Raw genomic sequence first — 15,281 nt, forward strand, 5'->3', positions numbered from 1 at the left:
TGCTTTCTTTATGGTATCCGAGCGGAGTAATTTCGGTCGCCGCGTACGCTTCCTGTACTTGAAATGGAGAAAGGGGCATCTGCAAAAAGAGCAGCAGCCCAATTAAAGATATGGCAGTAATTCGCTTCAGTATTCGTCCCACGGCCATTACTTTCCTTTCCATGGGCTAATCATCATAGGAATATAATCTGGAGAGCCAAAGCGAAACCCAATATATTCGATGTCCTTTATCGTAAGTCGTTTATCATCAACGATACCGTCAAGGTCTTCGTCGGCGCTAGACCATATTTTATAAAAGCTGTATTTAGTACCATCACCGTTATTGATTGTTAAAGAGTCAATCGGATTTCGATAACGAATGTCGTTTTTATTGGTTAAATAAAATAAATTACCAGCTCCAGATGTAGTTTTTGCTCTTACTTTGAGATACGGTACCTTTGTTTTAGGATCAGTGTAAGGTTCAATGCTGTAAATATCCCGTACTAACGATGTCGGAAGATCTGTAATTTTAAAAATTAATGTACTTTTATAAGGTTGATCCTCTAAATTCTTCAGCAGGTACTGCTTCTTGGTAAACCACTTCCTATACGGCTCTATACTCACCGGCTTCAACCCTAACTCCTCCAGCGTCGGGGCCTTCTTCTCCCCAATCCACACCCATCTTCCGATCTTGTCCCACTCCACCGGCTGCCCCAGTCCCTCGCTCACCAGGCGCAGCGGAACGAACGTCCGGTTTTGCTTCAGCTCGATTTTGGTGCCGTAGGATTTATCCTGTCCGTCCACTTTGGCCACCTTTTGCCCGACCGTCATCTGGACGTTATGTTTTTCGTTATTCACCGACACGGTCATTTGGCCGTTTACCTTTTCCCAGCCTACCTCGGCTCCCAAAGCTTCGGACACGAAGCGGATCGGGACCATGACGCTCCCCTGCGCATCCTGATAAGGTTTCGCGTCCGGAAACTGAATCTTTTTGGCGTTTAACAACACTTCAATATTGCCCGTCGATGAAGCTGCGGCAGTCGCGGAACCGTTCGCAAACAAACCGCCGGATAACAACAAAGCTCCTGCCAAACATAATGGCGCGATTTTTTTCATCCATTACACTCCCTATCAATCACATTTTTCTTGTCCAACAACCGTCTCCGTTATCAATCTACTTTGATCTTGTCTTATCCTACGGGACTGCTTGCCCACGTGAATGATCTGGAGCACACCCCCTCAAAAGCTATGTAATTGGTCATGCTAGACTTATGAGCGATCCGTCCTAAATCATAGGACAATTGCATTATACTACAAGATTCTTGAAATATTTGTCATAAATAGTCGAAAATCTCGGGAATGAGCCTGAATATGGATTTTTTTGCAATGGCTTGAACTTGCGAATTTGCTTTTGTCCGTATCACATATCATCCCCGCGCGTGAATATACTTGATTAATAATGGCTTATTCGTTAACCGAGTACGCGCATATGGGAGGTGCTGAACAATGCCATCTGACGATCATTCGCTGTTTGTCGTATCCAAGGAGGACTGGTCGCTGCACCGCAAAGGATACCAGGATCAAGTCCGGCATCAGGAAAAAGTGAAGGAAATGATTAAACAGAACCTGCCCGATCTCATTACGGAAGAAAGCATTATCATGTCGGACGGTAAACAGATTATCAAGGTGCCCATCCGGAGTCTGGACGAATACCGTTTTATTTATAACTTCCAAAAGCAGAAGCATGTCGGCCAAGGAGACGGAGACAGCCAGGTAGGGGATGTGCTGGGACGGGATCCGGCGCAAAAGCCCGGACAGGGCGAAAAAGCCGGAGACCAGCCGGGATACGATATCGTGGAAGCCGAGGTCAGCATGGAAGACCTGGAAAATATGCTGTTCGAGGAAATGGAACTCCCGTTCATGAAGCCGAAGGACCAGCAGGATGTGGAGACCGAATCAATCACCTTCAACGACATCCGCAAAAAAGGCATGCAATCCAACATCGACAAAAAGCGGACCATTCTCGAAAATTTGCGCCGCAACGCCACGTCCGGAACGCCGGGCATCCACCATATCAGTCCGGACGATCTGCGGTACAAAACATGGGAGGAAGTCGTGGTGCCCCACTCCAGCGCCGTCATCATCGCCATGATGGACACTTCAGGCTCTATGGGCTCCTTCGAAAAATATTGCGCGCGCAGCTTCTTTTTCTGGATGACCCGTTTTCTGCGGCGGCAGTACGAAAAGGTGGATATCGTGTTTGTGGCGCATCATACGGAAGCGAAGGAAGTTTCCGAGGAGGATTTTTTCACAAGGGGGGAAAGCGGCGGCACCATTTGCTCGTCCGCGTACCAAAAAGCGCTTGAAATCATCGACCGGCGTTACCCGCCGTCCAAGTACAACATTTATCCGTTCCATTTTTCCGACGGCGACAACCTGACCTCCGACAACGAACGCTGCGTGCGCTTGATCGGGGAGCTGCTCAAAGTCAGCAACATGTTCGGTTACGGCGAAGTCAACCAATACAATCGCAGCAGCACGCTGATGTCGGCATACCGCAATATTAAACTGGATCAGTTCATGTATTATGTCATCAAGGAAAAAGGCGAGGTGTACCAGGCGCTGCGGACGTTTTTCCGCAAACAGGAGGCCGCGCTGAACTGAAAGTTAAGACGACGGGTGGATCATAAATAAAGACGCTGCCGGCATGCAGGCATTGCAGCCGGGCAACGTCTTTTTTGGTTACGATAAACTACGACAGAAATGCCCCGTGTCCCTTCCCGTCGGCATCGGCCCGCAACCGGTCCCGGACATCCATCAGAGCAAATCCGAGCAGGTTGTTTCCTTGCCACAACAGCGGATTTTCGATCCGCTCGTCATCGGCTGCAAGCCCGACTCCCCAGATGCGGTCGACGGGACTCGCCTCCACCAGCACCCGCGTTCCGGTACCAAGCAAAAACTGCCCTAATTCCTCGTTTTGGGAAAATTTCGCCAGGTTGCCGCGTACGACGATGCGATAACCTTCCTCATCCCATACTTTCGGATCGAAACCTCTCACCTTCCGGCCCAAGTCTTTTGCCTGCTTCGGGTGTTTGGCCGCCAAAATGCGCTCCAGCATCTCTTCGTCCCCAAAAAGCCTTGCCTTCCCGGCCATCATATAATGTTCGGCGCTGGTGTACGAGACGCCGTCCTCGGTGAACCTGCAGGGCCACCACTGGCTGAAACAGCTTTTGGTAACGCTGCCGTCTGCTGCGGGCTGATGCCCCCAGAAAAAAACGTATTTCAGCTTCCGGCCTTTTTGGAATTGCTGTCTTATTTCTTGAATGGAATACATGTTACCTCCTACATCATTCAGCCGTGGTCGCCGGGTTAAACCCATTTCTCGCAAGCCGATTCAACGTTTGCGGCCGACACGAGCCCTTTTTGCAAGAGGGAATTCGGGACCAGCCGATTGTATTTCCGGATCTTCTGATTAATGGCTTCAAGCTCGGCTTCCATCTCCGCCACCGACGGCTTCCGGTCTGCGACCCGCTTCAAATCCGCGGCGATTTCCTTCCGGAGCTCGATCCAGGGCGGCTGAACATTGGCGTTTTTCAGGATGGACGTCAGCACGTCCCCTGCTTCGATTTTGATCGGTTTTCCTTTGCCGGGCAAATCGTTAAACCCGCCGTTTTTGGCGAATGCGTCGACAGCCGATTCGATCATGCCTTCCCGCGCGGATAGATGTTCATGCCTCTCATCGGTCGTGTGCTGCTGAACTTCCTGCGCCGCTTTCTTTTTACGGTCATTCCAGTCCAAAACGCGCCACCTCATTTCAAGAAAATGGATGAACCTCAAGAATTTAAAAATGATGCATTTTCAATTTTATTGTAGCACGGGGCGTGCGGCAGGCCGCCAAACCATATTTGAAAATTTTTCAAATTCTAAAAAGCCGGAGAACGGGATTCGAAAAAAATCCGATCCAAATCCAGCGTCTTTATAAATTCTTGATAATCGTCTTCTACAATGGGTCCAACACATACATGAAAGGAACGAATTTCCTATGAATAAATCATTTGCTTTCTCCGGTGCGGCCTTTAGCATCCTTGTGTTACTGCTGACGCTGCTTGCCAATCTATCGAAAATTACGGCCTTGGTTGCCATCAGCCAGCTCGCGCCCCTGATTACCGTCATGCTGCTGCTCATCGTCCTGCCCGGACGAAAGGAAGCCCTGAAGCTGCTCGGCATCACCAAAATCGGCGGGTTGAAATGGTACGCGGCTGCACTGCTGTCGATCGTTCCGATTACGGTCGGTTTTCTCGGCGCTTGGGCCTTCGGCATCGTGGACCTGCCTTCCGCCGAATTTCTCGCCAAAGGCGCGGCCCATTTTACCGTTCCCCAATACGTAGGGTATATCACGCGGAACTCCTGGGCGCCGGTCATGCTGATCATGATGTTCATTTTTTCCTTCGGGGAGGAAATCGGCTGGCGCGGGTATTTGCAGCCCAGACTGACCCAAGCGTTCGGCATCAAAAAATCGATCCTGATCACCGCAGCCGTGTGGACCTGCTTCCATTATCCTTTTATCTGAACGGCTATAACGAGGACGGGAACGTCTGGATCAATTTGTTGCTGTTTACTGTCATGATTTTTCCTTTGTCGGTTTTTATGGGTTGGGTTCGCTGGCGGAGCCAAAGCGTATGGCCGGCCGTCGTCATTCACATGATCATCAATTTGTCGCGCAGCTGGCTGGAGCAGTTGTTTTTCGTAAAATCCGCGGGCTGGTCTTACGTCGCCGGAGAAAGCGGGATCGTGACCATCGTAGTTTGGGCCGTCGCTGCCATATGGATTTGGAAGAAGCTGCTTGTGGAAACCAAGCCGAACCCAGGCTCGCATGATTAAATCGCACATCCGCCGTAATCAATGTACTGGGAGTTTTCCAGGGAGAACCGTGCTTAATTTTTGGAAGAAAAAAGCCGACTCTCCCGCTGGAATCGGCTTTATCTATATTAGGCTTCCAAGTTAAACAACTTGCAAAGCGATATCTGAAAATCCTTGAAGATGTTCGACCGTACGTCATCCTGCTCTGTATATAAGTTTCGCACCTGGTACAAGCCATCCTGCAGCATATTGACATGAACCGTGCGATTGCCGGGATCGACGATCCAATATTCCTGGACTCCGTATTTCTGATAAAGATTGAACTTCTCATTGAAATCCTTCAGTGCAGTTGAGGGCGACAACACTTCGATAATCATCGTCGGCGCGCCATGACAGCCGTTTTTGGAAATCTGATGCTTGGAGCAGACCACCGACAAATCCGGCTGCGTCACATGATCAGGCACATCATTTGAATCGCTCTCACTGAAGAACACGTCGAACGGAGCAACAAACACATAACAGCTCTGATTCTGCAAGTGCGTCCGCAGCGCGAAATGGAGCTCCCCCACAACAAACTGGTGAAGGGCTGTCGGAGCCGGCGACATGTTATACGCCTTGCCGTTAATTAGTTCCCATGCCCCGTCCCATGTCAACCAATCTTGATAGGTGTGCAGCTTCTTCTCATCCGGATTCGACATAAGTCTCAAACCTCCTTCGTATTCAATCCGTACAAATGGCTAAAGTGATCCTAATTTCACCCGTTCAATTCATCTCTGATCTAAACTTTGTCATGTTTGCGATCCGCTTCAGAGCGGATCTAAAAATTCCGGTTGCTGAACCCATCAGTAACTGAATTATAACATAAATCGTCCGAGGAACCCCGGGTCGGAATGTTCCCTTACGTAACCCTTAGAGAATGGTCAATTCAAATTTCACATCCAGGACAATCGTCCATCGTTGCATTATTAAATCGCACATCCGCTGCATACAATGTACTGGAGGATTTTCAAGGAGAACCGCCCCCGGCGCTAATCGCAGCATCCATCCCGTAAAGCTGTAACATCATGATTTTAACCCGTTCGGCGCTTACCGGCGTTCTTCTGGACACTGGGAAGGAGCTACTTACTCATGAGCGATGAAATCAAACAACTCGAATATGCCATCCGCGAAATCATGGAAATTGCCGACGGTTTTGGCCTGGATTATTATCCGATGCGTTACGAAATCTGCCCGGCAGACATTATTTATACCTTCGGCGCCTACGGCATGCCGACCCGATTCTCGCACTGGAGCTTCGGCAAAACCTTCAACAAAATGAAGATGCAATACGACTTCGGGCTCAGCAAAATTTACGAGCTGGTCATCAACTCCAACCCCTGCTACGCGTTTTTGCTCGACGGCAATTCCCTGATCCAAAACAAGCTGATCGTCGCGCACGTCCTCGCCCACTGCGATTTTTTCAAAAACAATTACCGCTTCTCCGCTTCCAACCGCAACATGGTGGAGAGCATGTCGGCCACGGCCGAACGGATCAGCCGCTACGAAATGGAATACGGCACCGAAGCCGTTGAAAATTTCATCGACGCCGTCCTGAGCATCCAGGAGCATGTCGATCCGCAGCTCATCAAACCGCAGCATTTCGATAAGCAGCAATACATGGAATACAAAATCAAAGAACAAAAAGAATCGGCCAAACGCGAGCCGAAAACCAGCGAATACGACGATCTGTGGAGCCTGGATGAGCCCAGAAACAAAGAAAAAGGCGAACCAGGCCCGCGCCGTTTCCCGCCCGAACCGGAAAAAGACATCATGTGGTTCATCCAGGAGTTTTCCGAAGTGCTGGAGGACTGGCAGCGGGACATCATGAGCATGCTGCGCGAGGAAATGCTGTATTTTTGGCCGCAAATCGAAACGAAAATCATGAACGAAGGCTGGGCTTCGTATTGGCATCAGCGCATCATCCGGGAGCTGGACCTCGCGAGCGAGGAAACGATCGAATTCGCCAAACTGAATGCCTCCGTCGTGCAGCCGTCGCGCAACAGCCTGAACCCGTATTATTTGGGGCTGAAAATTTTCGAGGATATCGAGCGGCGCTGGGATCACCCGACCCGGGAAGAGCAGGAGCTTGCCGGACGCAAACCCGGGCAGGGGCGCCAAAAAATATTCGAGGTACGCGAGTACGATTCCGATATTTCCTTTATCCGCAACTATTTGACGAAAGAACTGACCGATGATTTGGATTTATACGTATTCGAGAAAAAAGGCCCGGAATGGAAAATTACCGACAAAGCCTGGGAACGCGTCCGCGACCAGCTCGTCGTCTCCAGGGTCAACGGCGGCAACCCGTACCTGGTCGTGTCCGACGGGGATTACATGCGGAACGGGGAAATGGTCATCCGGCATGAATACGAAGGCACCGAACTCGACCTGAAATACATGGAACGCACGATGCCCTACGTGTATCAGCTGTGGGGACGCACGGTGCATCTCGAGACGGTGATCGAAGATAAAAAAGTGATGTTTTCGTACGACGGCAAAAAGCTGCACCGCAAGTTTGTGTGATGTTTGGGTTTTAAGGCCAAGAAAAAGCCAAAGGTACGAAGAAAAAAAGTGGTCTTGCCCGGTAAGAAGCCGGCGCAAGGCCATTTTTGCAATGAGGCGGAGTACGCGAGAGAGAAAAGGCGAGGCCTCGTCGACTTAGAGCCTCTTGCAGCCCTCATAAACAAGCAACGGCAATAAGCAACCTTGGCTTCGGTCTACACCGGAAGCGAGGTTGCTTATTTTTTGTCCGTCCCACGTTCCGCTTATTTCTCCATCGCCTTATACCCGATCCCGTATACCGTTTGCAACAAATAATGGGCGTCCCCAAGCTTTTTGCGCAGGCGCTGAATATGGATGTCCACGGTGCGCGTACCGCCGAAATACGCCATCCCCCATACGAGATCGAGCAAATCCTCGCGGGTATATACACGTCCGGCATGGGACACCAAAAGCGCCAGCAGGTCGAATTCTTTCGGCGTCAAATCCATCGGTTCGCCGTTCATCTCCGCCGTTCGCCGGACCGTATCGACTTTTAAGCCTTCGAGGCGGTATACCTCCGAGTCGGGCGAAGACGTCCCGTCGCTTCCTTTGTCCAGCCGGCGGACGATCGATTTGGCACGGGCGACGAGCTCGCGGATATCGAACGGTTTGCTCATGAAATCGTCTGCGCCAAGCTCGAGTCCGAGCACTTTGTCGACGATATCGTTTTTCACCGTCAGCAATAGGATGCCAAGCCCTTTCTCATGTTCCAGCCTCCTGCAAACCTCGTAGCCGTTCAGTTTGGGCATCATGACGTCCAGGACGATCAGATCGGGGCGGAACGAAGCGGCCTTTTGCAGGGCCTCCTCCCCATCCGCCGCCGTTGCGACCTCAAACCCTTCGCGTTTCAATGCATATACGATAGCGCTGCGGATGCTTTCCTCGTCGTCTGCAACCAGCACTTTTTTTTGATTCATCAGTCAGCCCTCCCGCTGCCTGCAGCAGCCGTTTTTCCGGTTGTACCTATTATAATGAATGGTGTCCGGATGTGGAAATTTTGCATCAAAAAAGAACATGCTCCCGAGCCTAAACTGTACCGCTTGTAAAGGACATTCTTAAAAAAGCCCAGGCAGATTGAAGAAGATGATCTCTGTATTGAGAACAGGGGTCATCTTTTTTTAAATTCCATTGATATCTATAGTGGTTGTAATAGGTCATGTAGGACTTGATCTCCTGTTTTAACTCGTTCAAAGTCAAACAAGATTTAATGGAGGCCTGATCTTTAAAATGGCCAAAAAAGGATTCCTGAGGGGCGTTATCCCAGCAGTTTCCCCGCCTGGACATGGATTGTTTCAATTTCATTTTCTTAACCATTTTTTGAAAATCCGGATGTGTATAATGAGATCCCTGATCAGAATGAATGAAGGCACCATCGGCCTTTTTAAAGCTTCTGTTTTTCTTAAGCTTAAGAAGGGTATCTGTCGCAAGGTCCATTGTGATCCGGTCTGATACATGATAGGCCAGAATTTCATTGGTTGAACTGTCCTTGATTGTTGGTAAATAGGCTTTCTTACTTGAACCGTAGAATAGATAGGTGATATCCGTCAGCAATACCTTACCAGGAACATTCTGCTTAAATTCCCGATTCAGCAGGTTAGGAACGACCCGGTGCTCATGAGTAGCTTTCATCATTCTCTTATAGGGATTTGCCTTCCTGAAAGGGCACAAAATGCCGTATTTTTTCATGATCCGCCAATTCCCCCTCCCCATCGTTTTGCTTATAAACAAAAGTACCCTACCGAGAGACTTTTTTAAAGTGTCTTCTCGATAGGGTACAGTTTAATATGGATCCGGCTTTCGTTAAAATTTAAAAGTGCGCTTCATTGCCCCGTGCTTGAAAGAGGTAATCACATATCGCTCACCATTATTCAGCACCTTGTAAGACACAATATAGCGGTCAACCATGCAGTAGAAAATATTACGGTATTCCCGAGATGGCATGGTCGTTCCCATCCTAATCACTTTATCTTCTACGCGTCGAATGAGATTAATCTTGTATTCCACCGTTTCTTGTTCTGTGTAATGATCGCTCTTGATTTGATGGAGTCGGCGCACTGCCGTTTCGGTCCACTGAACAATCAATTACACTTCACCACGCTTTACCGCTTCAATCAAATCATCTGTCGAGTAAAGTTTTCCTTGGTGAATGTCCTTTTCAGAAGCTTCGATCATTTGTCTAATCTCAGGGTCGGAATCTAAATCATCTACCGGATTGTACACTTCATATTCCATGCCATCAATCCGAATAAATTCTTTGCGGTCTTTATGATACGATTCAATCACCGTACCGTCAGGAGCTCTTAGACTAAAATTCATCCTTGCAACCTCCTTCGAAGATATCGCTAGCCTGCTAAGCATAACTCTCATAGCTGAATTATAGCATATATTCAACCTGCAGCTCATTAGTAAATAACTGTCGCTTGAGCGTCAATTACATTTGCGGTATTGGATTTAGCACCTCAACCTCTTCACGTTTGGTCTCCAAATGTTCCAGCCATAGCTCCACCAACTGTCTGCCGTTAATTAAGTCAATATTTAATCCTTCAGCGTAGATACGAGCATTAGATGTAAAATCACTTGTCGTCACCACATAACCCCCTACCGCACCTTGCTTAACCATCTGGGAATGGATAATCGCGATTGGTCCAAATCCAACCAGATTCATATCGTTGTAACATTTCACTTGCCCCAGGTACAATCCGTTTTCAGTTTGTTCTTCAATATCGACACCAAAATCTCCTGAACTCTTAGTAACGTAAGTGTTACCACCTCGAACGGTTGTCAAGATATCAGCAACAAAATGTTCAAACATTAACGGATCATTGTCTTTCTCCTGCTCCAACTCCCGCTTGAAACGATTATACAAACCAATACGAAGGGTCTCCTTCATATCTTCGTGTGACGAGAACGCATCGAGCGCATTGCTGTGATAATTCTCTAACATGCGTTTTTGATTGTAATACAGATACAGTATATAACAAATGGCTATTATCGATAAACTGAACAGCACCGTCATTTAGCATCACTCCCTTATATCCATCCTTACCAACCGACAGGCATTTCAATCAGCCGCTTTGCTGCAAGCAGATAACCAACATCAGAAATGGAGGAATGGAAATGTTTTCTTTAGATTTAAAGGAGCTATTGCTGAAATTACAGAGTTCGCAACTGGACTCGGACTTGATTTCTATCCCAATGCGGAACGAGATTTACCCGTCCGATATCATCTATACCTTTAGAGCATACGGCATGCCCACAAAATGGAGCTTCGGCAAAGCCTTTAACAAAATGAAACTGTAATATGCTTTCGGGCTTTGCAAAATTTATGAGCTCGTCAATAACTCCCGATCCATGTTATGCATTTGCCCGGATGTGGAAATTTTGCATCAAAAAAGAACATGCTCCCGAGCCCTCCTCGAGGCATGTTCTTCCTTCTTCCTTCCCGGCATTATGCATCCTTCGCTTTCCCCGTCGATTCGCGGACGATCAAGCTGGACGGTTCCGTCAAGACCGGCGGCGGATCTCCGGGATGTTTGATCATGGCAATCAGCGCTTCGATCGATTTGACGCCGATGGCATGAATATTTTGGTTGATGGTCGTCAGCCTGGGTTTAAACAGCTCCGCTTCGAAAATATTATCGAAACCGACGACGGAAATATCGCCGGGAACGGATAACCCCCGCGCTTCGACCGCCCGGATCGCCCCAAAGGCCGCCATGTCGGAGGTGCAGATGACCGCCGTCGGAGGCTGGGCCAGATCCAACAGCATATTCATTCCGCGGATGCCGCTGTCGTAGGAATAGTCGCCGTCCGCGACATAATCGGCCCGATAGGGAAGCGAAAAAACCTCCAGCCCTTCCCGGTATCCCGCCAAACGCAATTCGTTGACGTCCTGGCCGGAAACGCCCGCCAAATAAGCGATCCGGCGATGTCCCAGCTCGAACAGATGGCGGACCGCCATCCGGATGCCGTTCCGGTTGTCCGTCGTAATATTGCCCGCCCGGAGACCGGTGGCGTCCGTGTCCACGAACATCGTCGGAATGCCGGACTGGATCAGTTCCTGGATGCTGCGGTGGTCCTTTTCCACGCCGAAGACGACAACCCCGTCCAAATTCCGGCTTTGGCAATGGTCGATGAAGGAATAGTCCGGATCGTTCAGCCGCGCGGACAAACGCATCAAATCATACCCGCTATGTTCCAGCGCCGTTTTGATTCCTTCCAGCAGCATCGATACGTACGGGTTCGTAAAAGGAACGTGAATGAGGACCCCGACGGTCCAGGATCTGCCGGTGACGAGGCCTCTCGCAATGACATTGGGACGGTAACGAAGCCGCGCAATCGCATGTTTCACTTTTTTTCTCGTTTTTTCGCTGACATCCGGGTAATGGTTTATTACTTTGGATACGGTTGCAACCGATACCCCTGCTTCCTTAGCCACATCATGGATCGAAGCCATTCAATCACCCCAAACGACGGATTGCCGAAACGCTTTTAATGTATCGTCTGCCTCATCCTCATGATGCCATACTCTATTATACTAGAATGGTGGAGCGAATATACGATTTATTTTGCAGGAAAATGGAAGATTAAACAATCCGTTCCAGGTCAGCTTTGGCTTCGTTTCTGGATTTCCGCCAGATCCTGCGTCAGCTTTTCGATCACGTTCACAAACGATGCCAGTTCTTGCGAGCTGCTCGCCTGTTCCCTGGCATGAACCGTCGTTTTTTCCGTTTCCGCCTGGACGCGGCTCAGCCGTTCCATAATGCCCGATACCTTGTCCTGGATCTGCTCGAGCGCTTCCCGCGAATGCGCCGCCAGCTTGCGCACCTCGCCCGCGACCACCGCGAAACCTCTGCCCATGTCCCCGGCGTGCGCGGCTTCGATCGCGGCATTGAGCCCCAGCAAATGCGTCTGGTCGGAGATCGCTTTGATCAAGGCGCCCATGCTTTCGATCTGCTGCACGTCCTCGTGCAGCTCGTCCATCAGCGCGTGAGCCGTCTCCTGGGAATCGGCCGTTACCTGCGCGGTCACCGCGATCTGTCCGGCGCTTTCGTTCAGCTCCGCAATCATGCCGGTGAGCTGCTGCACGACTTCGGTCACCGCCTGCAGCACATGCTCTTTTTCGTCCGCCAAATCTTTCAGCTTCTCTTTTTCTTTCATCTCGTACGCTTCAAGCACCAGCTGGGAGTCGAGATTGAACATTTTGCTGAGCGAAAACACGACCTTGGTCCACTGATCCGGCACGGCCTGCCGGAGCAAATCCGTCGCGATGTCCAGATAAGTCATATAACTGCCGAGATAATATTCGACGCCGAGCCCGACGCGGGAATGCACAAGGCCGATCGCGACCCGTCTCTCCAAATACGCATCGTCGATCCTGCCTTCGGCCAGCGACAGCCAGTACTTCCTTTGCGTTTCTTTTAATCTATCGGTGGTGGTGAATCTGCCGATGATCTCCATCAGCTCCGGCTCCGTCGCAATATGGGCGTAAAAACGGTTCACCACCTCTTCGACGACTTTCTCGAATACGGGACGGTGTTGCGCCAGAATTTCCATATCCTGCTCGGTCAACTTGATGTAATTCAGCTGCTGCTGCCGTTTCGGGGATATATTGATCATGGATCAGGCATCTCCTTCTTTAGTCCTAAATTTTTCCGTTTAAAATGCTAACTTTGTATATTATAGACTATATCGACGCGTAATCCACTAGATTTGAATCATTTTTTTGCAAATCTTTTCTGTACCTGAAAAATCCGGCGGGAGCGCCTGCCCCTCCCCTGGCTCTAGCCCGAACGTTTGAAGGGGCTCCGAAACGGAGATCCGGAACCGAAAAAAACCGCCCTCTGTCCGAGGACGGCTCCGCTTTTTACCGGTTCAGCAAACTTCCCACGTATCTCAGCAATTCATTCGCGCAGACCGGGCAATATCCATGGTCATCCATCAAACGTTTGCTGACTTCGTTGATCCGCTTCAGCTGCGTTGCATCCGGCGTTTTGGTGGAGGTCGTGATTTTGACGATGTCTTTCAGATCGGCAAACAATTTCTTTTCGATTGCTTCGCGCAGCCGGTCGTGGTTGTGGTATTCGAATTTTTTCCCTTTGCGCGAGTAGGACGATATGCGGATCATGATTTCTTCCCTGAACGCCTTTTTGGCGTTTTCCGAAATGCCGATCTGTTCCTCGATCGAACGCATCAGGCGCTCATCCGGATTCATCTCCTCGTCGGTCAGCGGATCGCGGATTTTGGACATGTTGCAGAAAGCTTCGATATTGTCCAGGTAATTTTCAAAAAGCGTTTTTGCCGACTCGTCAAAAGAGTACACAAACGCTTTTTGGACTTCTTTTTTGGCGAGCTCATCGTATTCCTTGCGGGCAACGGCGATAAAATTCAAATAACGCTCCCGTTCGTCCTTGGTGATGGAGGCGTGCTGGTCGAGTCCGTCCTTGATCGCCCGCAAAATGTCCAGCGCGTTAATGCACTGAAGGTCCTGCTTGATCAAAGCGCTGGAAATGCGGTTGATGACATACCGCGGATCCACGCCGGACATGCCTTCTTCCAAATACTCGGACTGCATTTCCTTCAGGTCGGCTTCCTTGAAGCCTTCGATTTCCTCCCCGTCGTACATCCGCATTTTTTTGACCAGATCCATGCCGTGTTTTTTCGTTTCCTTCAGGCGGGTCAGGATGGAAAAAATGGCTGCGGCTCGCAGCGCATGCGGCGCAATATGCACATGCTGCATATCGCTTTGCTTGATCAGCTTGTTGTAGATTTTCTCTTCCTCGGAAACCTTCAGGTTGTATGGAATCGGCATGACGATCATCCGCGATTGCAGCGCTTCGTTTTTCTTGTTGGAAATAAACGCTTTGTATTCCGCTTCGTTCGTATGCGCGACGATCAATTCATCCGCCGATATCAGCGCGAAACGGCCTGCTTTGAAATTGCCCTCCTGGGTCAAGGAAAGCAAATTCCACAAAAACTTCTCGTCGCACTTCAGCATTTCCTGGAATTCCATCAGCCCCCGGTTGGCCTTGTTCAATTCGCCGTCAAAACGGTAGGCCCGCGGGTCCGATTCCGAGCCGTATTCGGTGATCGTCGAAAAGTCGATGCTGCCGGTCAGATCGGCGATATCCTGCGATTTCGGGTCGGAAGGGCTGAACGTGCCGATCCCCACCCTGGCATCCTCGGAAATGATCACGCGGGTTACGGGCACCTTTTCGATGTCACCGCCGTACTCCAGCTTCAGGCGCATTTGGCAGGAAGGGCATAAATTCCCCTCGATGCGGACGCCAAGCTCCCTCTCCACTTCGGGCCTGAGCTCGATCGGGATCAAATGCAGCGGTTCCTCGTGCATCGGGCAGCCGTCTATGGCATAAAGCGCTCCCTGTTCCGTTCGCGAGTATTTTTCCAGGCCCCGTTTTAGGAGAGTGACCAGCGTAGATTTGCCGCCGCTAACCGGGCCCATCAGCAGCAGGATCCGTTTGCGGACGTCAAGCCGGCGCGCCGCGGAATGGAAATATTCCTCCACGAGCTTCTCGATGGACCGGTCCAGGCCGAAAATCTCCTGCTCGAAAAATTTATAACGCTTATGGCCGCCAACCTCCTCCACGCCGTACGACTTGATCATGTCATACACGCGTGCATGAGCCGTGACCGCCGCCGAAGGATTTTTACGGAGCAGCTCGATGTAATCTTTAAAGGTGCCGTTCCACGCAAGTTGATCACTTTCTGCCCGATAGGCCGCAACGCGTTCGAAAATATCCATGCTAGTACCTCCTATGACTACGTTATGAGTTGTCAAAAATTCCATCAAAGCGTCAAGGGTCAACTTTCATCCCGTTTTTCTTTGTTCATATTCGCAAATC

The 15,281-nt window shown here is 49.9% G+C and carries 15 protein-coding genes and 2 pseudogenes; 5 read left to right on the forward strand and 12 right to left on the reverse strand.

Annotated features, from left to right (window positions below; all coding sequences use genetic code 11):
- Positions 1-147 precede the first annotated feature (147 nt).
- Positions 148-1,095 carry a copper amine oxidase N-terminal domain-containing protein gene (locus MKY58_RS20555; RefSeq protein ID WP_339321881.1) on the reverse strand — a complete coding sequence of 316 codons (948 nt, stop codon included), beginning with the start codon at positions 1,093-1,095 and terminating at the stop codon, positions 148-150.
- A 390-nt stretch (positions 1,096-1,485) separates the two neighbouring features.
- Here MKY58_RS20555 and yhbH point away from each other — a divergent pair, with 390 nt between their 5' ends.
- A complete protein-coding gene (gene yhbH / locus MKY58_RS20560; protein ID WP_339321882.1) occupies positions 1,486-2,643 on the forward strand; it encodes a sporulation protein YhbH in 1,158 nt (385 codons plus the stop codon).
- 88 nt (positions 2,644-2,731) lie between these two features.
- Here yhbH and MKY58_RS20565 read toward each other — a convergent pair whose 3' ends face one another.
- Together MKY58_RS20565 and MKY58_RS20570 are read right to left on the reverse strand one after the other, a co-directional pair.
- Entirely contained in the window at positions 2,732-3,313 is a 582-nt protein-coding gene (locus tag MKY58_RS20565) for an NADAR family protein (RefSeq protein WP_339321883.1), read from the reverse strand.
- A 35-nt stretch (positions 3,314-3,348) separates the two neighbouring features.
- Positions 3,349-3,777 carry a DUF1992 domain-containing protein gene (locus MKY58_RS20570; RefSeq protein ID WP_339321884.1) on the reverse strand — a complete coding sequence of 143 codons (429 nt, stop codon included), beginning with the start codon at positions 3,775-3,777 and terminating at the stop codon, positions 3,349-3,351.
- Positions 3,778-4,021: 244 nt separating this feature from the next.
- Here MKY58_RS20570 and MKY58_RS20575 point away from each other — a divergent pair, with 244 nt between their 5' ends.
- Both MKY58_RS20575 and MKY58_RS20580 read left to right on the forward strand, forming a co-directional pair.
- Positions 4,022-4,549 (forward strand): CPBP family intramembrane glutamic endopeptidase, encoded by a 528-nt coding sequence (locus MKY58_RS20575; RefSeq protein WP_339321885.1) that lies wholly within the window; start codon positions 4,022-4,024, stop codon positions 4,547-4,549.
- 53 nt (positions 4,550-4,602) lie between these two features.
- Positions 4,603-4,860, forward strand: coding sequence for a CPBP family intramembrane glutamic endopeptidase (locus MKY58_RS20580; RefSeq protein WP_339321886.1), 258 nt, complete (start codon positions 4,603-4,605; stop codon positions 4,858-4,860).
- Positions 4,861-4,967: 107 nt separating this feature from the next.
- Here the strand turns inward: MKY58_RS20580 and MKY58_RS20585 are convergent, their stop codons facing one another.
- A complete protein-coding gene (locus tag MKY58_RS20585) occupies positions 4,968-5,537 on the reverse strand; it encodes a Uma2 family endonuclease (protein WP_339321887.1) in 570 nt (189 codons plus the stop codon).
- Between the two features lie 430 nt (positions 5,538-5,967).
- On the opposite strand from MKY58_RS20585, the gene MKY58_RS20590 reads away from it, so the two are divergent.
- Positions 5,968-7,401, forward strand: coding sequence for a SpoVR family protein (locus MKY58_RS20590; RefSeq protein WP_339321888.1), 1,434 nt, complete (start codon positions 5,968-5,970; stop codon positions 7,399-7,401).
- Positions 7,402-7,643: 242 nt separating this feature from the next.
- Here the strand turns inward: MKY58_RS20590 and MKY58_RS20595 are convergent, their stop codons facing one another.
- The 5 genes and pseudogenes from MKY58_RS20595 to MKY58_RS20615 all read right to left on the reverse strand — a co-directional run bounded on the left by MKY58_RS20595 (position 7,644) and on the right by MKY58_RS20615 (position 10,435).
- Positions 7,644-8,336, reverse strand: coding sequence for a response regulator transcription factor (locus MKY58_RS20595; RefSeq protein ID WP_339321889.1), 693 nt, complete (start codon positions 8,334-8,336; stop codon positions 7,644-7,646).
- 109 nt (positions 8,337-8,445) lie between these two features.
- Positions 8,446-9,111: pseudogene (locus MKY58_RS20600) on the reverse strand (IS3 family transposase); the annotation flags it as partial.
- 108 nt (positions 9,112-9,219) lie between these two features.
- Positions 9,220-9,501, reverse strand: a complete 282-nt coding sequence (locus tag MKY58_RS20605; RefSeq protein ID WP_339321890.1) for a type II toxin-antitoxin system RelE/ParE family toxin — start codon at positions 9,499-9,501, stop codon at positions 9,220-9,222.
- Positions 9,502-9,735 carry a hypothetical protein gene (locus tag MKY58_RS20610; RefSeq protein ID WP_339321891.1) on the reverse strand — a complete coding sequence of 78 codons (234 nt, stop codon included), beginning with the start codon at positions 9,733-9,735 and terminating at the stop codon, positions 9,502-9,504.
- A gap of 115 nt (positions 9,736-9,850) precedes the next feature.
- Complete coding sequence (locus tag MKY58_RS20615; protein ID WP_339321892.1) at positions 9,851-10,435, reverse strand: restriction endonuclease; 585 nt, start codon at positions 10,433-10,435, stop codon at positions 9,851-9,853.
- A gap of 127 nt (positions 10,436-10,562) precedes the next feature.
- Between MKY58_RS20615 and MKY58_RS20620 the strand changes: the two are divergent.
- Positions 10,563-10,716 (forward strand): annotated as a pseudogene (locus tag MKY58_RS20620) (SpoVR family protein); the annotation flags it as partial.
- A gap of 151 nt (positions 10,717-10,867) precedes the next feature.
- Here the strand turns inward: MKY58_RS20620 and MKY58_RS20625 are convergent.
- The 3 genes from MKY58_RS20625 to MKY58_RS20635 all read right to left on the reverse strand — a co-directional run bounded on the left by MKY58_RS20625 (position 10,868) and on the right by MKY58_RS20635 (position 15,181).
- Positions 10,868-11,875, reverse strand: coding sequence for a LacI family DNA-binding transcriptional regulator (locus MKY58_RS20625; protein ID WP_036714951.1), 1,008 nt, complete (start codon positions 11,873-11,875; stop codon positions 10,868-10,870).
- Between the two features lie 149 nt (positions 11,876-12,024).
- Entirely contained in the window at positions 12,025-13,038 is a 1,014-nt protein-coding gene (locus MKY58_RS20630) for a globin-coupled sensor protein (RefSeq protein WP_339321893.1), read from the reverse strand.
- Between the two features lie 247 nt (positions 13,039-13,285).
- Positions 13,286-15,181: a PrkA family serine protein kinase gene (locus tag MKY58_RS20635; RefSeq protein ID WP_339321894.1), complete on the reverse strand. Its 1,896-nt coding sequence runs from the start codon at positions 15,179-15,181 to the stop codon at positions 13,286-13,288.
- Positions 15,182-15,281 lie beyond the last annotated feature (100 nt).

The organism is Paenibacillus sp. FSL W8-0194, from assembly GCF_037969745.1.
GTDB lineage: Bacteria > Bacillota > Bacilli > Paenibacillales > Paenibacillaceae > Paenibacillus_AQ > Paenibacillus_AQ cookii.